General features: G+C 64.9%; 24 protein-coding genes. 15 read left to right on the top strand and 9 right to left on the bottom strand.

Going from position 1 to position 23,175, the window contains the following annotated elements; all coding sequences use genetic code 11:
- Positions 1-4: 4 nt before the first annotated feature.
- Complete coding sequence (locus tag ACQKOE_RS06405) at positions 5-1,351, top strand: L,D-transpeptidase family protein (RefSeq protein WP_427512041.1); 1,347 nt, start codon at positions 5-7, stop codon at positions 1,349-1,351.
- Between the two features lie 65 nt (positions 1,352-1,416).
- Complete coding sequence (locus tag ACQKOE_RS06400) at positions 1,417-2,040, top strand: hypothetical protein (protein ID WP_427512040.1); 624 nt, start codon at positions 1,417-1,419, stop codon at positions 2,038-2,040.
- On the opposite strand, the gene ACQKOE_RS06395 is transcribed toward ACQKOE_RS06400, so the two are convergent.
- Positions 2,041-2,649: an HNH endonuclease gene (locus ACQKOE_RS06395; RefSeq protein ID WP_374589467.1), complete on the bottom strand. Its 609-nt coding sequence runs from the start codon at positions 2,647-2,649 to the stop codon at positions 2,041-2,043.
- Positions 2,650-2,768: 119 nt separating this feature from the next.
- On the opposite strand from ACQKOE_RS06395, the gene gluQRS reads away from it, so the two are divergent.
- The 6 genes from gluQRS (at position 2,769) to ACQKOE_RS06365 (ending at position 7,811) form a co-directional block, all read left to right on the top strand.
- Positions 2,769-3,617 (top strand): tRNA glutamyl-Q(34) synthetase GluQRS, encoded by an 849-nt coding sequence (gene gluQRS, locus ACQKOE_RS06390; RefSeq protein WP_427512477.1) that lies wholly within the window; start codon positions 2,769-2,771, stop codon positions 3,615-3,617.
- Positions 3,614-3,847, top strand: a complete 234-nt coding sequence (locus ACQKOE_RS06385; RefSeq protein ID WP_374589468.1) for a hypothetical protein — start codon at positions 3,614-3,616, stop codon at positions 3,845-3,847. The genes gluQRS and ACQKOE_RS06385 overlap by 4 nt, the downstream gene beginning before the upstream one ends.
- A 12-nt stretch (positions 3,848-3,859) precedes the next feature.
- On the top strand, positions 3,860-4,432 hold the full coding sequence (locus ACQKOE_RS06380; RefSeq protein ID WP_427512039.1) for a cob(I)yrinic acid a,c-diamide adenosyltransferase: 573 nt from the start codon (positions 3,860-3,862) through the stop codon (positions 4,430-4,432).
- Between the two features lie 78 nt (positions 4,433-4,510).
- Positions 4,511-5,380 carry a 3-hydroxybutyryl-CoA dehydrogenase gene (locus tag ACQKOE_RS06375; protein ID WP_427512038.1) on the top strand — a complete coding sequence of 290 codons (870 nt, stop codon included), beginning with the start codon at positions 4,511-4,513 and terminating at the stop codon, positions 5,378-5,380.
- 53 nt (positions 5,381-5,433) lie between these two features.
- Positions 5,434-6,453: a hypothetical protein gene (locus tag ACQKOE_RS06370; RefSeq protein ID WP_427512037.1), complete on the top strand. Its 1,020-nt coding sequence runs from the start codon at positions 5,434-5,436 to the stop codon at positions 6,451-6,453.
- A 35-nt stretch (positions 6,454-6,488) separates the two neighbouring features.
- Entirely contained in the window at positions 6,489-7,811 is a 1,323-nt protein-coding gene (locus ACQKOE_RS06365) for a lipopolysaccharide biosynthesis protein (protein ID WP_427512036.1), read from the top strand.
- On the opposite strand, the gene ACQKOE_RS06360 is transcribed toward ACQKOE_RS06365, so the two are convergent.
- Positions 7,808-9,079 carry a glycosyltransferase family 4 protein gene (locus ACQKOE_RS06360; RefSeq protein WP_427512035.1) on the bottom strand — a complete coding sequence of 424 codons (1,272 nt, stop codon included), beginning with the start codon at positions 9,077-9,079 and terminating at the stop codon, positions 7,808-7,810. The two genes, ACQKOE_RS06365 and ACQKOE_RS06360, sit on opposite strands and share 4 nt — an antisense overlap.
- A gap of 93 nt (positions 9,080-9,172) precedes the next feature.
- On the opposite strand from ACQKOE_RS06360, the gene ACQKOE_RS06355 reads away from it, so the two are divergent.
- Complete coding sequence (locus tag ACQKOE_RS06355) at positions 9,173-9,610, top strand: hypothetical protein (RefSeq protein ID WP_427512034.1); 438 nt, start codon at positions 9,173-9,175, stop codon at positions 9,608-9,610.
- A gap of 1 nt (position 9,611) precedes the next feature.
- Positions 9,612-11,273, top strand: coding sequence for an SGNH/GDSL hydrolase family protein (locus ACQKOE_RS06350; protein ID WP_427512033.1), 1,662 nt, complete (start codon positions 9,612-9,614; stop codon positions 11,271-11,273).
- Between the two features lie 12 nt (positions 11,274-11,285).
- Here the strand turns inward: ACQKOE_RS06350 and ACQKOE_RS06345 are convergent, their stop codons facing one another.
- Positions 11,286-12,383, bottom strand: coding sequence for a glycosyltransferase (locus tag ACQKOE_RS06345; RefSeq protein ID WP_427512032.1), 1,098 nt, complete (start codon positions 12,381-12,383; stop codon positions 11,286-11,288).
- Positions 12,384-12,547: 164 nt separating this feature from the next.
- Here ACQKOE_RS06345 and ACQKOE_RS06340 point away from each other — a divergent pair, with 164 nt between their 5' ends.
- From ACQKOE_RS06340 to ACQKOE_RS06330, 3 genes are read left to right on the top strand one after another with little or no spacing between them, the layout of a single operon-like run.
- Positions 12,548-13,741 (top strand): O-antigen ligase family protein, encoded by a 1,194-nt coding sequence (locus ACQKOE_RS06340; protein ID WP_427512031.1) that lies wholly within the window; start codon positions 12,548-12,550, stop codon positions 13,739-13,741.
- The gene (locus tag ACQKOE_RS06335) at positions 13,738-14,892 is read left to right on the top strand and encodes a glycosyltransferase (protein ID WP_427512030.1); all 1,155 of its coding nucleotides are present in this window, start codon (positions 13,738-13,740) and stop codon (positions 14,890-14,892) included. The genes ACQKOE_RS06340 and ACQKOE_RS06335 overlap by 4 nt, the downstream gene beginning before the upstream one ends.
- The gene (locus ACQKOE_RS06330) at positions 14,889-15,458 is read left to right on the top strand and encodes a putative colanic acid biosynthesis acetyltransferase (RefSeq protein WP_427512029.1); all 570 of its coding nucleotides are present in this window, start codon (positions 14,889-14,891) and stop codon (positions 15,456-15,458) included. Before ACQKOE_RS06335 ends, ACQKOE_RS06330 begins: the two co-directional genes overlap by 4 nt.
- Here ACQKOE_RS06330 and ACQKOE_RS06325 read toward each other — a convergent pair.
- The 4 genes from ACQKOE_RS06325 to ACQKOE_RS06310 all read right to left on the bottom strand — a co-directional run bounded on the left by ACQKOE_RS06325 (position 15,455) and on the right by ACQKOE_RS06310 (position 20,288).
- Complete coding sequence (locus ACQKOE_RS06325) at positions 15,455-16,603, bottom strand: serine hydrolase (RefSeq protein WP_427512028.1); 1,149 nt, start codon at positions 16,601-16,603, stop codon at positions 15,455-15,457. The two genes, ACQKOE_RS06330 and ACQKOE_RS06325, sit on opposite strands and share 4 nt — an antisense overlap.
- A 205-nt stretch (positions 16,604-16,808) precedes the next feature.
- Positions 16,809-18,446: a chaperonin GroEL gene (gene groL / locus ACQKOE_RS06320; RefSeq protein ID WP_374589721.1), complete on the bottom strand. Its 1,638-nt coding sequence runs from the start codon at positions 18,444-18,446 to the stop codon at positions 16,809-16,811.
- 46 nt (positions 18,447-18,492) lie between these two features.
- The gene (gene groES, locus ACQKOE_RS06315) at positions 18,493-18,780 is read right to left on the bottom strand and encodes a co-chaperone GroES (protein WP_374589720.1); all 288 of its coding nucleotides are present in this window, start codon (positions 18,778-18,780) and stop codon (positions 18,493-18,495) included.
- Between the two features lie 119 nt (positions 18,781-18,899).
- Positions 18,900-20,288 (bottom strand): MATE family efflux transporter, encoded by a 1,389-nt coding sequence (locus tag ACQKOE_RS06310; RefSeq protein WP_427512027.1) that lies wholly within the window; start codon positions 20,286-20,288, stop codon positions 18,900-18,902.
- A gap of 195 nt (positions 20,289-20,483) precedes the next feature.
- Here ACQKOE_RS06310 and ACQKOE_RS06305 point away from each other — a divergent pair, with 195 nt between their 5' ends.
- Positions 20,484-20,921, top strand: coding sequence for a c-type cytochrome (locus tag ACQKOE_RS06305; protein ID WP_427512026.1), 438 nt, complete (start codon positions 20,484-20,486; stop codon positions 20,919-20,921).
- A 276-nt stretch (positions 20,922-21,197) separates the two neighbouring features.
- On the opposite strand, the gene rplL is transcribed toward ACQKOE_RS06305, so the two are convergent.
- Positions 21,198-21,575 carry a 50S ribosomal protein L7/L12 gene (gene rplL, locus ACQKOE_RS06300; RefSeq protein ID WP_427512025.1) on the bottom strand — a complete coding sequence of 126 codons (378 nt, stop codon included), beginning with the start codon at positions 21,573-21,575 and terminating at the stop codon, positions 21,198-21,200.
- A gap of 67 nt (positions 21,576-21,642) precedes the next feature.
- Positions 21,643-22,155, bottom strand: a complete 513-nt coding sequence (rplJ, locus tag ACQKOE_RS06295) for a 50S ribosomal protein L10 (protein ID WP_374589716.1) — start codon at positions 22,153-22,155, stop codon at positions 21,643-21,645.
- A 367-nt stretch (positions 22,156-22,522) separates the two neighbouring features.
- On the opposite strand from rplJ, the gene ACQKOE_RS06290 reads away from it, so the two are divergent.
- Entirely contained in the window at positions 22,523-23,155 is a 633-nt protein-coding gene (locus ACQKOE_RS06290; RefSeq protein ID WP_427512024.1) for a methyltransferase family protein, read from the top strand.
- Positions 23,156-23,175 lie beyond the last annotated feature (20 nt).

The raw sequence follows: 23,175 nt of genomic DNA, 5'->3' as shown, positions 1-23,175 counted from the left end.
CAAATTGATCGGCAAGCGCGGGCGGCCCTGGCTGCTCGCGCTTGGTGCCCTGGCGCTGATTGTACCGGGGCTCATGCCCGCACGCGTGCAGGCAGCGCCAACCGCACTGTCGGGCGAGCGCGCCCTGCGGCAGGAGATCGGCGAGCGCCTGCCCAAGGAACTGCGCGGCATCTACGCGGCGCGCGGCAACCGTCCCTTGTGGATCGACGAGGACGGTCGAATTTCCCCCGCTGCGACCGCTCTGGTGGCGGCGATGGAAAGTGCGGAGCTGGACGGCCTCAACCCACGCAAGCTGAAGCCCGGCAAGATTGCCGACGCGATCGATAATGCCGCGGACGGTTCGATCGAACGCCTGGCCAAGGCAGAGATTGCCCTGTCCTCGGGCTATGTCCGCTATGTCCAGGCCCTGCGTCAGGCGCCGCGCAGCGGAATGCTGTACGAAACGCAGGCGCTTGCGCCCGTCGTACCCACGGCGGCAGCGGCGCTGGGCGCGCTGGCGGCAGCACCGTCGGTGGAGGACTATGTCCGCACGATGGGCTGGATGACGCCGTTCTATGCCCCGCTTCGCGCCTCGCTGGCGGCAGGCGGAATGACACCGAACCAGGCCCGCACCGCCGCCGTCAACCTGGCGCGGCTGCGTGCTCTGCCGCCGATCCCCAGCGGCCGCTGGGTGCTGATCGACGCGGCCAGCGCGCGGCTGTGGATGTTCGACGGCCCGAACGTCAGCGACACGATGAAGGTCGTGGTCGGCGCGGCGAAGAGCCAGACGCCTGAAATGGCCGGCTTCCTGCGCTATGCCATCGTCAATCCGTACTGGAACATGCCGGACGACCTGGTTCCCAGCCGGATCACGCACAAGGTGATAACCAAGGGCCCGGGCTATGTCGCGGCCAACCGCTATGAAGTGCTGGAAGGCTGGGAAGACGACGCCGCCGTACTCAATCCGCGCAAGGTCAACTGGCAGGCCGTCGCGGCGGGCAAGGAAGCGATCCGCGTGCGGCAATTGCCCGGCCCCGGCAATTTCATGGGCGCGGTGAAGTTCATGTTCCCCAATCCGCAGGGGATCTATCTGCACGACACGCCAGAGCGCGACCTGCTGACCAAGAGCGCGCGCCAGTTCAGCAATGGCTGCGTCCGGCTGGACGATGCGCAAAAGCTGGGGCGCTGGCTGCTGGGCAAGTCGCTGCCCAAGTCCAAGAACCCGGAAACCCGCGTCGAACTGCCGACCATCGTACCGCTCTACATTACCTACCTGACGGCCATGCCGGAACAGGGCCGCGTCACGTTCCGCCCTGACGTCTATGGCCGCGACGGTGGCCTGCGCCCGCCTGGAGTCGCCTTGGTTTTCTAGGCACAAATTGGCACTGGCAATGCCGGCTCTTTTTGCGCAGACTGTCCCAAACGGGAGGAGCTGCGATGAGCGGTTGGATGATCTGGGGGAGCGCGCTGGCGCTCTATGTGCTGTTTCGGCTGTGGTATGACAACTGGCGCGGTCCCTTGACCAAGGCCGAGATCGACGCGTTTTTCGCGCAGGTCCAGGGCAGGTATTCCGGGGGCAACGATCCCGCCGTGCTGCGCCGCTTTCTGGAGGAGGATGACGGCAAGGAATTCGTCATGCTCAACCTGGTGAAGATCGAGGAAGGGATGGTGCCCCATCCTGAAACCGGCGAACAGGTTTCCGGCTATTCCATGATGCGGCGCTACAGCGATCCTTTCGTCAAGGCATTGCTGCGCCGCGGCGGGCACCCCGGCATGGTCGGGGCCAAGGTCGGTCCCTATATCGACGCCTGGAACGTCGAGGGCGATCCCGGCTGGTCGATCTTTGGCCTGATGCGTTATCGCAGCCGCCGCGACCTGGTCGCCATGGCCAGCGATCCGTTCTTTCACGAGATCCATCCCTACAAGCTGCTGGGTATCCCCACCACGTTCAGCTTTCCAACCCAGCGGCGGGTTTCGGCCTACATGGGCCCGCGGGTGTGGGTGGCGCTGGTCCTGGCTCTCATTGCAGCATTGGTGCAATTGGCCACGCTGACGCTCTGATCAGCTTTCCAGTTCGATGTCCCAGTAAAGCCAGTCGCGCCAGGTTTCGTGCAGGTAATTTGGCGGAAAGCCGCGCCCCCGTTCCTGCAATTGCCAGGTGGTGGGGCGGATCGGCTTGAGCAGCAGCGGCATGTTGGCCTGCTGCGGCGTGCGCCCGCCCTTGCGCAGATTGCACGGCGCGCAGGCCGTGGCGACGTTTTCCCAGCTGGTCCTTCCGCCCAGGCGGCGCGGGACGACGTGGTCAAAGGTCAACTGGTGCGGGCTGCCGCAATACTGGCAGGTAAAGCGGTCGCGCAGGAACAGGTTGAAGCGGGTGAAGGCCGGATGCTCACTGGGCTTCACATATTGGCGCAGCGCGATGACCGAAGGGATCGGCATCGACCAGCTGGGCGAATGCACCTCGCGCTCATAGCTGGCGATGATATCCACTCGTTCCAGGAACACGGCCTTGATCGCGGTCTGCCACGGCCACAGGCTGAGCGGGTAATAGGAGAGCGGCGTGTAATCCGCATTGAGCACCAGCGCAGGACAATCGGACAGGTGCCGGGAGGAGTCCTCCGCTGCGCTACGGAACCGGGCCGCGCGCTCGATCAGCTCCGACTTGAGCATGGCCTCCGGTAGCAACCGGACATGACGGTATGACTACACCTCATGGGACAGAGAAGAACATGGCGGCACTTGGCGCGTCAAGCCTTGCCTTGCCGCGCAATCCACAGGACAAGCGCGGCGTGACTGTCCGCACCCGCTTTGCCCCCAGCCCCAACGGCCTGCTCCACCTGGGCCACGCCTATGCCGCCGTCGTGGCACATGATCTGGCGCGGGCGCGCGGCGGCGAGTTTCTGGTGCGGATCGAGGATATCGACGGCACCCGCAGCCGGGCAGAGCTGATCCCGGAAATCCTCGCCGACCTGGAATGGCTGGGCCTGCACCGGGATGGACCGGTCCTGCACCAATCCACCCGACTTGCCGCCTATGCCGAAGCGGGAGAGCGGCTGAAGGCCATGGGCCTGCTCTATCCCTGCCAGTGCACCCGCAGCGAAGTGCTGGCCGCCGCGCGGCAGTCCGGCCCCGATGGCCCGCTCTATCCCGGCACTTGTCGGGAGCGCGCGGTCGATCCCGAAGGCGCGGCCTGGCGGCTCGACATGGCCAAGGCAGTCGCTCTGGCCGGACCGCTGACCTGGACCGACGAACTGGCCGGGGTCCAGCAAGCCGACCCGCAAGTCTTTGGCGACATCGTGCTGCTGCGCAAGGAAGCCCCGGCCAGCTATCACCTGGCCGCCACGGTGGACGATGCGGCGCAGGGCATCACCCTGGTCACGCGGGGCATGGACCTGTTCCAATCGACACGTGTGCACCGCCTGCTTCAGGCCCTATTGGACCTGCCGGTGCCGGTCTGGCACCACCACGCCCTGCTGGTCGAACCGGACGGGCGCAAACTGGCCAAGCGGCGCGGATCGCCCGCGCTGCGCGACCTGCGTCTGGCAGGCGCGGATGGAACGGCATTGGCAGAAGACTTGCGGCAGGGGCGCTTACCTGCTGGTCTTTCGCTGGGGCACGGAGTAGGACAACAGGCATGAACTCGTTTCTTTTCGTGGTGATCGGCGCGCTGATGCTGCTCACCCTGATCACCCTGATCCGCGGCATCGTTGCCTTCATGGCGACGACCAAGGCTGAACTGGAGCGCCCCGAAGGCAGCGGTCCCAGCGACATGCAGCTGAAACAGAACAAGCTGATGTTCCGCCGTATCTTCTATCAGGCCGCAGCGATCCTGGTCGTTGCCCTGCTGCTCTTCGCCAATCAGAAATAAGGCGCAGCGCACTTGGTCAAGATCAACAAGATCTACACCCGCACGGGTGACGATGGCACGACCGGGCTGGTGGACGGCTCGCGGCGGCCCAAGCACGATTCGCGCATGGAAGCGATCGGCACGGTGGACGAGGCGAACAGCGCGATCGGCCTGGCCGTCGTGGCGCTGGACGCGCTGCCCGACTATCAACGCGATCTGGTCCGCATCCAGAACGACCTGTTTGACCTGGGCGCCGACCTTGCCACGCCGGGTGATGATTTCGCTCCGTCGGAAATGGTGCTGCGGATCGTTCCGGGCCAGGTCGACTGGCTGGAAAGCCGGATCGACGCGCTGAACGAGGCGATGCCGCCGCTGACCAGCTTCATCCTGCCCGGCGGCTCCGAAGCCGCCGCGCGGGTCCATGTCGCCCGCGCCGGGGTGCGCCGCGCCGAACGCGCCATGACCGCCCTGGCCGCTGGCGAGCCTGCCAACCCCGCCGCGCTGGCCTATATCAACCGCCTTTCGGACTATCTGTTTGTCCTGACCCGCGCGATCAACGCCGCCGGATCGGGCGACGTGCTGTGGGTTCCAGGCGCGAACCGCTAGCGCAAAAGAACCTCTGGCCAGAACCTGCGATCCCCGCTAACCAGCCGCCTTTGCTGCAAGTGCGAAGGAGCGGGACTTATGCGCATCGTCGGGATCATCGGGGCCGGACAAATGGGTTCGGGCATTGCCCAGACCATCGCCCAGAACGGAATCAAGGTTCTCCTCTCCGACGTGGACGTCGCTCTGGCGGAAAAGGCCAAGGCGGGAATCGACAAGGCGCTGACCCGACTGGTCGGGCGCGACAAGATCACCCCCGCCGATGCCGAAGCGGCCCTCGCCCGGATCACGCCGATTGGCGACTATGGGGCCATGGCCGATGCCGACCTGATCATCGAGGCGGCGACCGAAAAGGAAGAGATCAAGCGCAAGATCTTTGAAGCGGCGGGCAAGGTGCTGCGCAGCGATGCCATCATGGCCTCGAACACCAGCTCGATCCCGATCACCCGCATGGCGACCAGCTCGCCCGATCCCCAGCGCTTCATCGGCCTGCACTTCTTCAACCCCGTCCCGGTCATGGGCCTGATCGAAGTGATCCCCGGTCTGGCCACCAGCGCCGAAACCGTCGCCCGCACCCGCGCCTTTGCCGAAAGCCTGGGCAAGCAAGTGGTCCAGGCTGAGGACGAACCCGGCTTCGTCGTCAACCGCATCCTGCTGCCGATGATCAACGAGGCGGTCTTCGTGCTGGGCCAGGGCACGGCCAGCATCGCCGATATCGACAAGGGCTGCCGCCTGGGCCTGAATCATCCGATGGGACCGCTGGAACTGGCGGACTTCGTCGGGCTCGACACCTGCCTCGACATCGTCCGCGTGCTGTACAACACGACCGGCGATTCCAAGTATCGCCCTGCCCCGCTGCTGGTGAAATATGTCGAGGCCGGCTGGCTGGGCCGCAAGGCCGGGCGGGGCTTCTATGACTATTCCGGCGACGCGCCGGTCCCGACCCGCTAGGACGCAAGCCTGACCACTTGCGCCATGACCGGTTTCCGGTCTAGCGCAAGCTGGTGAATACTAAGCCTTTTCCCTCCCTGCTTGCGACCGGCTTCATAGCCGATGCCGCGCATGAAGGGACGATCTTTCCCTCGGCAGGAGGAAGTTCGGCGGACCCGCGAGTCCAGGCTGTTTACTGGCGCTGCCTGGTCGCGCTGTTCGCCAGTGCGCGGATCACCAATCCAGCCCAGCGACTGGCGCTGTTCTGCAACGTTGCGCCGCCCAGCATCGACGGCATCGCCCTTGCGGCCGTGCTCGACCGATACGGGGTCGAATTCCGCCACGTTCCCCTGACAGCGCGCCTTCCGGCCGGGCGCACGGCGGCCTGGGGCAATGTCCTCTACTTTTTCGACGTGCTGAACGCGCTGGAGGACGAGCCGGATGACCTGCGCTTTGCCTTGGTCGATAGCGACGTTCTGGTCACCGCACCACTCGATCCGCTCTGGACGCTGCTCGACCGGAACCAGTTTGCCGGCTACGTGGTGGACAGCACACCGGATGAACCGATCAACGGACTGAGCCGGCGGGAAATGGGTGAAATTGCCGGAGCCCTGTCGGGCAATTCACCCGAACCGCCACCGCATTTCGGCGGAGAGCTGTTTGCAACCCGCCCTGGTCACTGGAAAAGCCACCGGGCAGTCTTTTCGCAAATCCTGGAGCAGGCGATGACTGGCCAAGGGCCAGCCGCCGGGGTGCTGACCGAGGAGCACGTCTACTCGATTGCCTTTGCCTTGCTGCAAGCGCCGGTCGCCGATGCGCAGGATGTCATAAAGCGGATCTGGACCAGCCCGGTCCACCATACCGCGCTTGACGGCGACCAGGCATTGCCGCTGTGGCACTTGCCTGCCGAGAAGCGCTATGGCCTGGGCGACCTATACCGGCATCTGGCACGGCGCGGCTTTCCGACCGAGTTGGACCCGGATCATTTCCGCACCTTGGCGGGGAAGCTCTGCGCCGTTCCCCGGCGCGGCGGGGCAAAGCTGGTGCGCGACGGCGTAAGACAGCTCGCCGCCAAGCTGGGGCTGCTGCTCTGAGCCGCCGCCGCGTCGCACTGGGCATCGGCGCCAACATGCTCGACCGGGTGGTTGGCATGGGGCTGCAACTGGCGCTCGTTCCCATTCTCGCCGCGCATTGGGGGCTGGAACTGTATGGCGTCTGGGCCATGCTGGCCACCTTGCCCGCCATCCTGCTGCTCAGCGACCTGGGTTTTGCCACAGCAGCCACGGTGCGCATGACCATGCAGATCGCGCGGGACGAGCGCGAGGCGGCGCGGGTTACCTTGCACAGTGCCAGCCAGGTGGTGTTGGTCGCAGGCCTTGCGATCATGGCTCTGGCAGGAGCCGCTGCCCTGCTGGTGCCGGATTTGGCCCTATCCTTCCGCTCGGGAGCAGATCCGTCGCACTTGCGCACGGCCCTCGTTTGCCTGGCGGCCTATGCCGTGCTGATCATCGGCAATGGCCTGGTGCTGGCCGTGTTTCGCAGCAACGAGCGTTTCGCTCTCGGCTCCCTGCTGTCCACCTTCACTCTGCTGCTGGAAAACGGCCTGCTGGTGATCGTCGTTGTACTGGGTGACGGTATTGCAGCGGGTGCCATGGCCTTGCTCGTCGGGCGAGGGATGGGCACGGCCATCGGGCTCATCGTCGCGGCCCGCCTGCGAACGGGGATGCTGCCTGGGCTGCGACGCGGAAATCGCGCGGTACGTAGCGAGCTGATCGGCCCCGCCCTGGCGGCCATGGCCATCCCGATGGGCCTGACGCTGCTGTTGCAGGGACAGGTCGTAGCGCTGGGCGCCGCAGCAGGTGCAGCGGCAGTTCCGGCTTTCGTGGCAGCGCGGACCCTGTCGCGCATTGGCCTGCAACTCTCGCAGGCCCTGGCCCACCCCTTGATTCCGGAATTTGGTGCGGCCAGTGCGCGCGGCAACCAGCGCGGGGTGCTGCGGATGTTTGCACTGGTCCTGACAGTGGCGACCCTGATTGCCGTCGGCTTCGCCCTTCTGCTGGCGATAGCGGGACCTTGGATCGTGCACACCTGGTCAGCCGGACACATCACCGTCCCGCGCGAGACGATGTGGGCCATTGCCCTGTCCGCCCTGTGCGGGGGGATATGGAACCCGGTGTCCAACCTGATGCTGGCCATCAACCGGCAGGCCAGCTTTGCGCCCGCGCTGGTTGCCCTGGCAGCACTGGCGGTACTTGTCACACTTGCGCTGGGGCACTGGCTGGGGACCATGGCCGCCGCGCTGTCCATGGCGGCTGTGGACCTGGTCATGCTGATCATCGTCCTGCGCTTTGGCCTGTACCACTGGGCCAGACCGCCAGACCTGTACCGCACGGTCATGGCGCTGGCCGGCGAAGCCCGGAGCGAAGCCGGACGCTTCCTGCGCCGGGGCTAGGACTCGAGCCGGGTCAGAAACGCGCCGATGTTCTGGCGGTATCGGGCAAAGCTATAGTTCCGGGCCTCGGCCTGGGCTGCGGCCCGCCAGCCGTTCAGCCGGTCACGGTCCTCGATCGCGGTCATCATCGCGGCATGGACCGCGTCGCTGTCCAGCCGGTCCAGCAGAATACCCGTCTGCGGCGTGACGGCCATGGCGCAGCGATCCGACTGGATCAGGCCGCAACCGGCTGCCAGGGCTTCATAGAGGACGATGCCCGCTCCCTCGAAATAGGTGGGCAGGACCAGCACATCGTGGCTGGCCATGATCGCCGGAACATCGGCGCGGGCGACGGTGGGACGATAGGTTACACGGTCCGCATAACGGGCGAACACGTCGCGCGGAATCTGCATGTTGCCCACCACGGTAAGCTCTGCGGCGGAGGCGGGAATGCGGGCGATGGCTTCCAGCAGGTGCTGGATGCCCTTGCGGGGGATTACCAGGCCCATGAAGAGGAACCGGACCGGCCGGTCGCGCGGGGTGGGTTCCGGCGGGCCAAGCCGTTCGAACAAGGCCTCGTCATAGCAGTAGTTCAGCACTTGCAGCTTTGCCTGAACCTGCGGATCGGGCACGGCCTGGCGGATCGTGCTGGCCGCAAATGGACTGCCGACCAGGATCGCATCGGCCAAGGCATATTCCTGCCGGTCATCCGCGATCACCCGGTCGGGAATTGCACGCTGCGCCTCGCTGAACCAGTCGCCATAAGTGTCGGCTATTTCCGCCATCATCGCGTTGTAGACCGCGAAGTCGCCATTGGTCCGGTCCAGGATGCAGCGCCGCCCCTCTGCCTTGCCCAAGGCGAAGGAAGTAAGCGACGAGCCGTTGTAGCCCCACAGCGCAAACGGACGCTTCGAACGGATCTCCGCCGCGATCTGATCCACGAAGCGGCGATTGCCCAGGCGGTCGATCCAGCCCGAGAGGCGCCCCAACCCGGCGCGCGCCGCCAGTCGCTCGGCCCATTCCGCCATTCCGCCGGTGCGGACCAGCGCGGGATCAAGGCCCGGGTGGCTGAACCGGCGGAATTCGGCATGAAGCCGCTGCGCCAGGTGCCGGGGCAGCACACGTTCCAGCGTATAGGGCCATTCGTGCGGCTTGTAGAAGATCGAAGTTGCGTACCATTCCAGCAGGCCAAGCTGCTGCAAGGCATAGGCGGTCTGCCAGCTGTGCTGGGTGCCGGGATGGAATACTGCGACCTGCATTTTCAGCAGCTTAACCGATAGCGTGGCCAATTGGCACCCTGAAGATTGCTTACCATTTCAGATATTTCAATTTTCCTACACGAACCATTTTGGTTATCTGCTTGCGTCTCTGTTTCAGGAGACATGTCCATGCCCACCCCCTTGCCCGTTTCGGCTCCGGCCGGATTTGCCCCATTGGCAGCCATCGGCTTTACCCAGGCCGATGCCACGCTTTCCCCCGTTTCAAGCTCCGCGCCGCTGCCTGTAACCGTACAGGGCAGCTCCCCCTCAGCACCCCTGGAGGGCACGGCCACCGGGCCCGCGACAGCAGGCCCCTTTGCCCTGACAAGCGCCAGCCCGGTCATCCTCTCGCTGTCCGGCACCTGGACCGGAACGGTCCGCGTCCTGCGTTCGGTCGATGGCGGGGCGACGCGCCTGCCGCTGACCGTGGCGGGGCAACCCTTTGCGACTTACACCAGCAATTGCTGCGAAGCGGTGTGGGAGGAAGGCGCCAGCGGAGCCGAGCTTTACCTGAACATCGCGCTGACCGGCGGCACCCTGTCCTATCGGATCGAGCAGTAAGATGGGGGTGGATATCATCGCGCGCGGCCTCTCTGCCGCCGAGACCGCCCGGCGCAAGCGGCTGCAGGTGCTTCATGCCCTGCGCGCCAGCATGGCCCGCGCCGCCCTGCCCGATGGGGGCTTTGGTCCCAACCTGGTAACCAACGGCACTTTCGACACCGACACGGCCTGGACCAAGGGCACCGGAGTGACCATTTCCGGCGGCCTGCTGAACCTGGCCGTCAGTTCCGGTTTTGCCGAGCAGGCCATCGCGACGGTGCCGGGACGCACTTATGTGGCGACCGCAATTGCTAACGGAAATGTTTTCTGTGGTGTGTGGGATGGCCCCGCGCAGCAAGGCGCAATATCTCTGACCCCCCGCACGCGGAGCGGGTCGTTTCAATTCCACTTTGTGGCGAATGACACCCTATCCTTCATTGGCTTCGCTGGTAACGGCTCCGCAGCATCTTCTATTGACCATGTTGCGGTTCGTGAGGTTTTGGATAGTCAGGTCGCAATTCCCAGTATCGGCTCGAATAGTGCTAGCAGCACCATTGCTACAGGCACGTTGTGGCAAGTGGCGGCGGCAGGTGCGCCGATTCATGCCGAAAAGTACACGTTTGTCGGTGCGGAGTGGCGGGTGGCGGGCGCGACGTTTCCGCTCAACACCGTCTATCAGCCGGTCACTACCCGCGCTGGCGACGGGACTAATCCCATGGCCGACGAACTTGGCAGCGGACGGGTGCGCTTTGCTCTCGATGCGCCGAGCCTTGAACTTTATGTGCGCTGCGATCCACTCAACACCAATGGCGGGTTCCGCCTGAAGGTGGACGGGAAATACGTCCGGCTTGGCGCGCTGGGGATCGATGCCACCGTTGGCGCAATGCGCTATATCCCGATCACCTGGGGCGATGGCAGCGACCGGCACCGCAAGACCCGGCACTATGAGCTGGAATTCATCCAGAACGCCGGTTTCGGCGGAGTCAGGACAACCAACGCCTATCGCCCATCGCCCTGGCCGCAACCGGATGGGCTGCGGGTTCTGATCCACGGCGACAACATGGTCACGACGGTGGTCGACAGCGCCAGCCGCGAGGGAGCTGCAACCGCAGGCAATGGCTATATCCTGGCCGACCTGCTGGGACAGGCCGATACCTGGGTGTCCAACGTCGGCGGTAGCGGCTGGTTTACTCCTGCCTCGCCCAAGACGAAGAACTGGTTCAACGACCGCGTGGGAATCGACGTCGTGCCAGCGGCGGCGGACGTGATTGTCGAAACAGGCGGGCTCAACGACAGCTCCCTTGCCACGCTGACCGAGGCAGCGGTCCAGGCGGCGGTGGAGAGCTGGCTGGATACGGTCCTGGCAGCGCGGCCCGATACGTTGATCTTCATGACCGGCCCGATTGCGCCCACCACCCCCACGGCTGGCGACCTGAAGATAGCGGCAGCCAAGGCAGCGGCGGCAGCGAAGTATCCGCGCAACGTGGCCTATATCGACAACCTGACCGACCCTTGGTTCTTCGGCACAGGGCGCCAGGGCACCGTGGTGGGCGATGGCAACCGCGATTGGGCAATCGGTTCGGATATGACCCACCCGACCATCGAAGGCCACCGCTATCTGGCCCAGCGCCTGGCCAGGGGGATTGCTGCGGCCATCCCCGGCCTGATCGCGCGGCAGGGTTAGCCAGCAGCGGTCCTATCGGCCCAGCAGGGCGGCGACGCCGGAGACGAAATGGCGGACGTCGCCCCGCTCGGCAGTGGTATTGGCCGCCTCGCTCGCCTTGGTCCAGACCGTCTCGTCGCGGTCCAGCAGCGCCATGGCAGCAATCAGCGCCTGGGGGCGATAAGGATCGACGATCCAGCCGTTGACGCCATTGTCGATCAACTCATCGACCGCTCCGGCGTTGGCGGAAACCAGGACCGGCAGTCCCTGGGCCAGCGCTTCGATCACCACAAAGCCGAATTGCTCTTCGGTGCTGGGCAGGATCAGGCAAAGCGCGTCGCGCATCGCCTGGCAGACCTGCGCGGATTCGGCGACGCCCATGAAGACCACGCGGTCCGCAATACCCAGCTCTCCGGCCAGGGCGCGCAGCTCCGGTTCCAGATGGCCATAGCCGATGATCCGCAACCTGCGCGGATGAACCGCGTTGCGCGTCCATTCGGCATAGGCACGCAGAGCAAAGTGGAGGTTCTTCTTTTCGACCAGTCGCGCGACGATCAGGAAATCGCGGTCGGCATGGGCAACGGCTTCTTCCGCAGTGCCGAGACGGCGAAGCCGAGCGAGGTCCAGCGAATCCAGCGAATTTGCGATCGGACGGCGACGGAATCCCAGGAAGCGCATATAGTCCGCAGTCCGGCGGCTGGCCACCAGAACTCCGTCATAAGGTGCCAGCATCAGCGCCTTGCCCACTTCGCGCCATAGCAAGCGGGGATAATCATCGAACTTGCTGACCATCAGAGTGATGACCCGGCAACCGACAAGGCGCAGCAGCACGGCCGCCAGGAACACCCGCAATTCGTTGTAGTGGCTCAGAAAGGCGACGTCCGATCCGCTACGCCGCACCGCGCGAAACAGTCGCCAGGCCAGCCGGATCGTGCCGACTCGCTCGTCCGCCCGGGTCAGGGTGACCTTGCGGGCACCGGCCAGTTCACCCTGTTCCCACAAGTATTCGCTGCTGGCGGGGCTGAACTCGATCGCCGTTACGCTCCATCCCGCTGCGGCCGCCGCCTCGATCCGGTCGAGATGTGACGGGCCAAAGCTTTCCCACGCAAACGCGATTCGTCTGACAGCCATGTGCGACCTCCTGTTGTTCCACCGCAGTTGGCACTAAGTGGCTTGCCGTATTAGGCAAGTGACAAGTCACAATTTTTACTTATATGCCAAACGCTTGACAGGGTTCACATCCGCTCCGGTCCTTCATGGTGAAGGCTGGACGGTCCCTGGTTTCAGGGGACAGCATGGCCGAAGCGCGCAGCTTCACTGGATTCGGGCATGATCGCGCCTTAGCGCGGCAGAGGCCCCTGCCCGGCTGGTTGTCGCGGCCCGTCCTTGCCGGAGCGCTGGATTCCTCTTCCTGCATCTATCTGGTCTCCGGAGCAGGCGAAGTGGCCTTTTATGCCCTGGTCCTGGCACTCAAACTCGCGCTCCTCCCGTCGGTTGGCTCCATCCGGGCGGCAGGAAGATTTACCGCTTTTGCCGCGACGGCCCTGTTTGCAGTCGTCCTGTCCTCTTCGGTCAATGATACCGCGCTGATCGACGCCGTGCAGCCGCTCGCGGTGGTTCTGTCGATCGCGGTCACGCTGGCGATCATCGGCAGCGACATTGCCGGTTATGCCAAAGGAATGGCCCTGTCCGGCTCGCTGATGTGCGCGGGCTATATCGCCAGCACATCCGCCGGAATCATCGAAGCGACAGGTGACCGCTACAAGTTCTTTGCCGGAACCCATCCCAACCTGGGCGGAGAGCTAATCAGCACGACCCTGGTCGTGGCGGCCTTTGCCCTGCGCCCCCGCAGTTTCATCGCGCTTGCCGCGGCGTCGTTCTATTGCACCTACCTGATGCAATCGCGGACCGCGACGCTTGCGATCATCGTGTCGGTGATCTGCTATTTCCTGGTCCGCTCCGGCACCCGCTTGGGCTGGCGAACCACCGCATGGGTCGCCGTCACTCTGGCTCTGCTGGCCTGCCTGACACTGCTGATCGAAGGCGAAGCCGGGACGATCGCCGCATTGATCGATTTCGTCACCCAATCGGTGTTCCTGGTGGAAGACCAGTATCGCGGCGGTGCATCGGGACTCAGCGGGCGCGATCAGCACTGGCTGGAGGCATTGCGCGTCATTGCGGAGCAGCCATTGCTCGGCACCGGCCCGGGCCATTCCGCGCGGGTCGGGGGCCTGCAACCGCACAATTGGGCACTCTATGCGATCTCGCAATACGGGATGCCGGGTTGGGGCCTGGTCGGGTTGTTCGTGGCTGCAACGGTTGTTGCCGTACGGAAGGATCCTCGCCGCCTGCTCGCCCTGGTGCCGCTGTTCGTGCCGTGGCTGCTGAACGACCGCTTCCTCAACTTCAACGCCTATCCTTTAGTCCTTTACGTATTGGTTTTCGCCTCCTTCGGTCCGGCGCGGCGGAACAGGGCAGCACTGCAATGAGCCCGCCTCCTGCACGGGACCTCGCCGGGCGCCGGATCGGGTTGCTCACGGCATCTGCCTCGCGGCTGGGCGGCGGCGTGTTTGAGGCGATTTCCGCCCATGCGGAACTGCTGCGCGGGCTGCGCGCGGAGCCGGTGGTCATTGCCCTGCGCGATGCGCACAGCGCGGACGATGCAGACCGCTTTGCCGGGTGCGAATTGCATCATGTCGGCGTGCTGGGACCGAAGATGATCGGCTTTGCGCCGCATCTGGGCAGGGTGCTGGATGCAGCAGACCTGGACCTGCTGCACTTGCACGGGGTGTGGATGTACCCGTCGCACGCTGCTTCGGCCTGGGCCATGCGCAGCGGCAGGCCCTATGTGATCAGCCCGCACGGCATGCTCGATCCCTGGATCACCAGGCGCGGGCGGTGGAAAAAGGCCCTCGCCCGCCTTGGCTACGAACGGCGCTCTTGGCGCCGAGCCAGCGCGTTCCACGCCCTGACCCGGCAAGAGGCCGCAGACATCGCTAGCGAGACGCGGCGGCAGGCCAGCCTGGTCATCGCCAACCCCGGCCCCGAACCAGAGCCACGCCCCACGACCGGACGCGCGCCGATGATCCTCTATCTGGGCCGCATTCATCCCAAGAAGAACCTGGCCGCCCTGGTCCGCGCCTGGACCATGCTGGAGCAGCGCGGCCTGTGCCCGCCGGAAGCGCGGCTGGTCATCGCCGGATGGGGCGCGCCGGAGGATCTGGCGGCGCTGTACCATGCACTCCACGGCGCGCCGTCCAGCATCAGCTTTGTCGGCCCGCAATTCGGGGCAGACAAGGCACGCCTCCTGGCCGAAGCGCGCTTCATGGTCCTGCCGTCGCTGAGCGAAGGCCTGCCTGTCGCGATTCTCGACGCCTGGGCCGCAGGTACGCCGGTGCTGATGAGCAGCGAGTGCAACCTGCCCCTGGGCTTCGATCACGGCGCCGCCATCGATTGCGGGACCGACAGCGAGAGGATCGCCGCGGCCCTGCACCGCGCGCTGGCCATGGGCGAAAGCGAATGGCTGGGCATGGCGCACGCCGCGAACCGGCTGGCCCTGGGGCCGTTCTCCCGCTCTGCCATCGCGCGCCAGTGGGAACGCGCCTATGCCGCCCTGATCAACCGGAGCGCCACCAGATGAGCGAGCCGCTTGATGCACGGACCGCGCGCCCGATGCAGGGCGGCCCCAGCTTTTCGCTCGGCAACCGCGTGCTGCGGGCAGTCTGGGGCCTGGCCTGGCTGGTGCTGTGCCGTTTTACCCCGCCCCCGCTGCATGGCTGGCGGCGGCTGGTCCTGTGGGCCTTTGGCGCACGCGTGGAGCGCGGCGCGCGGGTCCATGCCAGTGCCGTGATCTGGCTTCCCGCCAATCTGGAGCTGGGTGAGAATTGCCTGATCGGGCCGCGCGTCCGGCTCTACAACCAGGGGCGCATCAGCATCGGCGCGGGCGTGGTGGTGTCCCAAGGCGCGCACATCTGCGCCAGTTCGCACGATCTGCGCGATCCGCATTTCCAGCTGGTGCTGCGCCCGGTGCGGATCGCGGCGGGATGCTGGATCGCCGCCGAAGCTTTCGTCGGACCCGGCGTGACCATGCACGAACGCGCGGTCCTGGCGGCGCGGGGCGCGCTGTTTGAAAATGCACAGGCCGATACGGTCTATCGCGGCAATCCGGCCACTGCGGTCAAGCCGCGCGGGATGCGGGCGGATTAGCGGCTGGCGCTAAGCTGGGCGCTGCCGCCCTGGTGACTTTCGTTCGCCTGGTAGATCGTTCGCGCGATCGAGGCGATGCGGGCGTCGCGGTTGGGCTTGCCGCCCTGCCCCGTCACATAGATCGCCACGGCATAGGCATGGCCATCGGGAGCCTGGATGATGCCGACGTCGCTGGCCGTATTGTTAAGCGTGCCGGTCTTGTGGGCAATGCGCGCGTCGCTAGGCAGCAGGGCGCGCATCCGGCGCTTGCCAGTCACGCAGCGCTCCATCGTGCCGAGCAGGAAAGCGCGGCTGCGCTGCGAAAGCCACTGGCCTTGGAACAGGCCCGAAAGCAGCTGCGCCATGGCGACCGGGGTCGCGCTGTCGCGCAGGTCAACGGTGCGGGCCGGATCAAACTCGCCATCGTCGCGCACCAGGGTGGCAATGTCGCGGTCGATCCGCATGCCTTCGACACCGGTGGTCTTGATCCAGCGATTGACCGCTGCCGGACCGCCCACCGCGGCCAGCAGGGCATCGGTGGCCGGGTTGCTGGAATTGATCAGCGCCAGTTCGATCAGGCGGCGCGCGGTCAGCATTTCGCCGGGACGGACCGGAGCCTTGCTGCCCGAGAAGCGTGCGGAACCGACCGGGATCATCAGCGGGAACTTGTCGTCCAGGGTCCACTTGCCCTTGTCCACCCCGTCCAGGAAAGTGGAGGCAACGGCGATCTTGCTGGTGGAAGCCATCGGGAACGGCGTGTCGCCCAGAACCGAAACGGTGCGTCCGGTGCCCAGGTCGATCACGGCAACGCCGATCCGGCCATTCGACCCATCAGCCGCATTGTACAGGCGGGCTTCGAAGTCAGAGGCGAAGGAACGCGGCTGGCCATAGGGAACAAAGCGGCGGACAGTGGGCTGATTGGGGCGGACGTCCAGCTTCTTGGTCGTCTGGACCAGGGCCTTGGCCTTGGAATCCGCTGCCGCAACCGGCTTGGCCAGCGGCTTGACCGAAACCTTGGGCAGGGCCTTCTTGACCGAACTGGGCGAGACGAACGCGCGGTCGAATTCCGACTCCAGCGTGGTGTTGGCCTGGGCCGTTCCCAGCGGTGCCAAAAGTGCGCTGGCCAGAACCAGCGAACCCAGCTTCGAGATGAATCCCGTCTTCACGTGTTGCTCGATAGGCCAGACATGCTTTCTGTTTGGCTAACGGGTTCCCACCTTCAAAGCATTGCGCGACGAACTGCACTCTGCGCGCGAGAAGCTGCCTATTTCCTCTCAGGAATGGCGGAAAACTAGCATTAATTGCTTACATGGAAAAAGGCCGGAGGATTTCTCCCCCGGCCCGTTTCGTTTCGCAGACAGCGTGCGGGACTTAGAAGTCCATCCCGCCCATGCCGCCGCCCGGCATGGCCGGCATGGCCGGCTTGTCGTCGGGCTTTTCGCTGATGGCAGCTTCGGTGGTGATCAGCAGACCAGCAACCGAGGCAGCGTCCTGCAGGGCGGTACGGACGACCTTGGTCGGGTCGATCACGCCAGCGGCCTTGAGGTTTTCGTAGGTGTCGGTCGCAGCGTTGAAGCCCTGGTTCTCGTCACCTTCGCGCAGCAGGTTGCCCGAAACGACCGCACCGTCATGGCCGGCGTTTTCGGCGATCTGACGGACCGGAGCCATGATCGCGCGGCGCACGATGTCGATGCCCTTGGTCTGGTCGTCGTTCGCGCCCTTCAGCCCTTCCAGAGCCTTGGTGGCGTAGAGCAGAGCCGTACCGCCGCCGGGGACGATGCCTTCTTCCACCGCAGCGCGGGTGGCGTGCAGCGCGTCGTCAACGCGGTCCTTGCGCTCCTTCACTTCGACTTCGGTCGCACCGCCAACCTTGATCACGGCAACGCCGCCAGCCAGCTTGGCCAGGCGTTCCTGCAGCTTTTCGCGGTCATAGTCGCTGGTGGTGGTTTCGATCTGGGCGCGGATCTGCTCGACCCGGGCCTTGATGTCGTCCGCACCGCCGGCGCCATCGACGATGGTGGTGTTGTCCTTGTCGATCGAGACCTTCTTGGCCTGGCCGAGCATGCCCAGCGTGACCGATTCAAGCTTGATGCCCAGGTCTTCGCTGATCATTTCGCCCTTGGTCAGGATCGCGATGTCCTGCAGCATGGCCTTGCGGCGATCGCCGAAGCCCGGAGCCTTGACCGCAGCAACCTTCAGGCCGCCGCGCAGCTTGTTGACCACCAGGGTGGCCAGGGCTTCGCCTTCGATGTCTTCCGCGATGATCAGCAGCGGACGGCCCGACTGGACCACGGCTTCGAGCACCGGCAGCATCGACTGCAGGTTCGACAGCTTCTTTTCGTGGATCAGGATGTACGGGTTGTCGAGTTCGACCGTCATCTTTTCCGGGTTGGTGATGAAGTAGGGCGACAGGTAGCCGCGATCGAACTGCATGCCTTCGACGACATCGAGTTCGAATTCGAGGCCCTTGGCCTCTTCCACGGTGATCACGCCTTCCTTGCCGACCTTTTCCATGGCTTCGGCGATCTTTTCGCCGACTTCACGGTCGCCATTGGCCGAGATGATGCCGACCTGGGCGATTTCCGACGAACCGGCAACCGGGGTCGAACGGGCCTTGAGGTCTTCGACGACCTTGGCAACGGCCACGTCGATGCCGCGCTTCAGGTCCATCGGGTTCATGCCGGCCGCGACCGAGGTCATGCCTTCGCGCACGATGGCCTGGGCCAGAACCGTGGCAGTGGTGGTGCCGTCACCGGCAGCGTCGTTGGCCTTGCTGGCGACTTCGCGCAGCATCTGGGCGCCCATGTTCTCGAACTTGTCCTTCAGTTCGATTTCCTTGGCGACCGAAACGCCGTCCTTGGTGATGCGCGGAGCGCCGAAGCTCTTGTCGATCACCACGTTGCGGCCCTTGGGGCCCAGGGTAACCTTTACAGCGTTGGCGAGGATGTCGACGCCAGCGAGAATGCGTTCACGCGCGTCGCGGCCGAATTTCACGTCCTTGGCAGCCATTGTTCAGTTCCTTCAGTATTCAGATTGAAAGGGAGGAGGATGTCGCTCAGCCGATGATGCCGAGGATGTCCGATTCCTTCATGATCAGCAGGTCTTCACCGTTGATCTTCACTTCGGTGCCCGACCACTTGCCGAACAGGACCTTGTCACCGGCCTTGACGTCCAGCGGGGTCACCTTGCCGTCTTCGGCCTTGTTGCCGGCGCCCACGGCGACGACTTCGCCTTCGGCGGGCTTTTCCTTGGCGCTATCGGGGATGATGATGCCGCCTGCGGTCTTTTCCTCGGCTTCGACACGGCGAACAAGCACGCGATCGTGCAACGGACGGAAGCTCATGTGGATGTCCTCTCTACATGACAGTTGAAAGCTCTTGGCACTCTCTGCCTGAGAGTGCCAGCGCGGCGCATATGGGTGCGCGTTCATCCCCCGTCAAGGCGAGTCCGGCAGGAAAAATTTCAGAAGGTTGCAGCCGGTAGCAAACCCAGCGATTCCCGGCGCTGCCAGCGGTGATAGAGCAGCGCGGCAACCACCACCAGCCCCACGGCCAGGCCGAACCACACGCCCAGACCCTTCAGCGGCGTGAAGAAGCCCAGCACGACCGAAGTGGCAAAGCCGAACAGCCAGTATCCGGTCAGCGCGAAGATCATCGGCACGCGCGTATCCTGAAGTCCGCGCAGGGCTCCGGCGAGGACCGCCTGGACTCCGTCGAACAGCTGGAAGGCGGCAGCGACCATCAGGAACTGCACCGCATGGCCGACCATCGCGGCATTCTGTGGCGCGGCGGGATCGACGTAGAGTTGCAGCACGAACAGCGGGGCCAGGATCATCAGCGCGGCGGGCAGCGCCATATAGCTGAGCGCGAGGATCAGCGCGGCGCGCCCCGCCCGGCCAATCGCCTCGCGATCGCCCGCGCCATAGAAATAGCCGACCCGGATCGTCGCGGCCTGCCCGATGCCGAAGGGGATCTGGAAGGCGAGCGCGGCCACTTGCAGCGCGACCGTATGTCCGGCCAGTTCCGCCTTGCCGATCAAGCCCATCAGGAAGGCCGCGCTGGAGAACAGCCCGCCCTCGGCCAGGATGATCAGGGCAATCGGCAGGCCGATCCGCACCACATCGGCAAAGCGCGCCCATTCGGGCCGCCACCACCGCCCGAACACGCGGTAGCGCCGCATCCGCTTGTCGCTTACGATCACCAGCGCATAGGCGGCGAGCATCGCCAGCGAGGTAATCACGCTGGAAATCGCCGAGCCATCCAGGCCCAGCGCGGGCGCTCCCAGGTTGCCGAAGACGAAGGCGTAATTGCCCACACCATTGACCACGATGGCCAGCACGGTGATGGCCGTGGCAAAGATCGGACGGCCCAGGGTCGAGACGAAATTGCGCAGCACGCTGGCCATGACATTGGGGATCATGGCCCAGAGCAGGATATCGAGGAACCGGCCCGCCTGGCGCGATACCTCCGCGTCCTGCCCGGTCAGCCGCAGGATCGCCTCGCCCTGGCTGGCCACGATCATGCCGACCACGCCGCAACAGACCGCTAGCCACAGCGCCATGCGCAGGGTGCGGCGCACTTCCCGCACGGCGTGGGCGCGGCGGCCCAGCTCTGCGGCAATCAACGGCGCGCAGGCCCCGGTCAGACCGGAAAAGCACCACATCATCAGGCCGAACAGGGTGGTCGCAAGCGAGGCTGCCGCCAGTGCGGTCTCGCCCAACCGCGCCACGAAGATCACGTCGATCGCATAGATCAGCATCTGCAGCAGATTGGCAGCCGCCAGCGGCGCGGCGAGCAGCAGCGTTTCGCGCATTTCGGTGCGGCGCAGGTCCTGGTTCAAGGCAGTAGCCATAAGCGCGCCGGGATAGGCGGAGGCGGCCCGCGCTCCAAGCGGAATTGCACAGCTACGGAGATTTGCAGAGCGCCTTGCGCCGCGTGCAACGGCTCCTGCGACAAAGGCAACGCCCCTTGCGACAATTGCTCTTCCCGTCGGGCGCGGTTGGAGGCAAGATTGCGGCAAGTTTCACGTTCGGAAGGAACCCACCCGATGCGCCTTATTCCTGTTGCCGCAGCCACTGCCCTAGCCCTCGCGCTGTCCGCCTGCGGCTCCCCGCCCGAGGACAAGGCGGCAGAAGGATCGGCCCCTTCGACCACGGCCGAAGCCAGCCCGGCTGCCACGGTTGCCGATGCCGGTAGCCAGCCTGCCGCTTTCGCCCAATGCGCCGCCTGCCACGCGGTCGAACCGGGCAAGCACGGCATCGGCCCCAGCCTGGCAGGGGTATATGGCACCAAGTCGGGCGAAATTCCGGGCTATGCCTTCTCCGATGCGATGAAGCAGGCAGGCCTGACCTGGGACGATGCCACGCTGGACACCTATCTGACCAACCCGATGAAGGTCGTTCCGGGCACGAAGATGACCTACGCCGGCCTGTCCGATCCAGCCCAGCGCAAGGCGATCATCGAATATCTCAAGACGCTGAAGTAAGTTTAACGTCCCTGTCCGTCACCCCGGCACAGGCCGGGGTCCAGAGCGCACTATCTCGTCAGCCGCACCGTCGTCATCCCGGCGTAGGCCGGGACCCAGTCCTGCAAAAACGTCGTCGCCTTGCGACGGCGTTCTGCTCAAGTGCTGGGCCCCGGCCTTCGCCGGGGTGACGAGACAGCATGCGCCGGGATGACGAGGGCAGCGTTAAAGCCACAAACGAAAAGGGCGGCCCCGCAGGACCGCCCTTTCCTTGTTTCGCGAAATGCGAAGCGAAGCTTACTTGACTTCGACCTTGCCGCCAGCGGCTTCGATCTTGGTCTTGATGTCTTCGGCTTCGGCCTTCGAAACGCCTTCCTTGATCGCCTTCGGAGCCGCTTCGACCAGCGCCTTGGCTTCGGTCAGGCCCAGGTTGGTGATCGCGCGGACTTCCTTGATGACGGCGATCTTGTTGCCGCCGTCCGAGGCCAGGATGACGTCGAATTCGGTCTTTTCTTCTGCAGCAGCAGCTTCACCGCCGCCAGCAGCGGGGGCAGCAACGGCAACAGCGGCAGCAGCCGAAACGCCCCAGGCTTCTTCCAGAGCCTTGGCGAGGTCAGCAGCTTCCAGAACGGTCAGCTTCGAAAGTTCTTCAACGAGCTTGGCGATATCAGCCATGATGTTTCACTCCTAATTGGTGGCCGGAGCGGGAAACCCCTGACTCCGGTAAATCGTACGAAACGTCTTATGCAGCTTCCTTGGCGTAGGCGCCGAAGACGCGGGCCAGCTTGGCCGCCGGAGCGGTCGACAGCTGGGCGATCTTCGTGGCCGGAGCCTGGACCAGCCCGATGAGGGTGGAACGCAGCTGATCCAGCGACGGCATCGAGGCGAGCGCCTTGACACCTTCGGGGGTCAGAACCTGCGTACCCATCGAACCGCCAACGATTTCGATCTTGTCGTTGGCCTTGGCGAACTCGACAACGGCCTTGGCCGCTGCGACCGGATCTTCCGAAGAAGCCAGTGCGGTCGGTCCGGTGAGGAAATCACCGATGCCGACGTAGTCCGTGTCCTGGATGGCAAGCTTGGCAAGACGGTTCTTCGCAACCTTGAAAGTCGCGCCTGCTTCACGAATCTTCGTGCGCAGCTCGGTGGACTGAGCCACGGTGAGCCCCAGGTTGCGGGTGACAACCACCACGCCGGCCTGGCTGAAGACTTCGTTCAGCGATGCGACCGATTCGGCTTTCTGCGAACGATCCATGCCTTACTCCTTCACAAATGACCGCTGGGGAGAGGCTCCCTTCGCGGCCGGCTACGTTTGTCCATGATGCTGATGCACCATGGGCGAGTCCGTGCGATGGGGAAGGAGGGCGCGTGAAACGCCAGGCCAAACCCTGGCAAATGCACGGAGGCAAAAGCGCGGGCCGGAATTTCTCTGTCCCCGTCTAGGCTGCAAATTAAGGGGGAAGCCCCCGGCAGCTGTCTCGGACGGATGAACGGACGCGAACGCCCGGTCAGGGCCGCGCCATTAGCGGTATCGGCGCGAGAGTCAAGATTTGATGGACCGTCATTCGATATACGCGCTTGCCGCAACCCGATCTTAACCATGGCCTGCCATTGCCTGTCACATGACCAAACAAGCTGCACCCGCGCAAACCCGCTGGCTCACTCCCGCCCGTCTCGACCGGATCGAGCAGGTGGCCATCGTCGTCCTCTGGGTGTTTCTTGTGGAACGCGTCTGGACTTCTGCCAACCCGCTCGCCCCGCTGCTGTTGATTGCCGAAACCTCGGTGATGCTTTTCGTACTGATCCGGCGTCCGACCACTGCGATTTCGGTGCGCCCGGGCGACTGGATGCTGGCCATCACCGCAACGGCCGGACCGCTGCTGATCATGCCCGGCCCCAATCCCTGGCCAGCGCTGGCTCCGCTTGGCATCGCGCTGGTCCTGTTCGGGAACCTGTTCCAGGTCTGGGCGAAGCTGTCGCTGCGCCGCAGCTTCGGCATTGCCCCGGCGAACCGCGGGATCAAGATCAGCGGCCCCTATCGCTTTGTCCGGCACCCGATGTACGCGGGCTACCTGGTCACCCATATCGGCATCTTCCTGCTGATGCCGTCGCTGCTGAACCTGGCGATCTATGTCGTTTCCTGGTGGAGCCAGACCCTGCGCCTCCTGGCGGAAGAGCGGCTGCTGGGCCTGGACCCGGCCTATCAGGAATTCTCGAAGAATACCCGCTGGCGGATGATTCCGGGCGTTTTCTGAAGGGTCGTGGCGGGGCGCCG

Source organism: Novosphingobium sp. NPDC080210 (assembly GCF_050281025.1).
Taxonomy (GTDB): Bacteria; Pseudomonadota; Alphaproteobacteria; order Sphingomonadales; family Sphingomonadaceae; genus Novosphingobium.
This window is presented reverse-complemented; position numbering and strand designations above follow the sequence as displayed.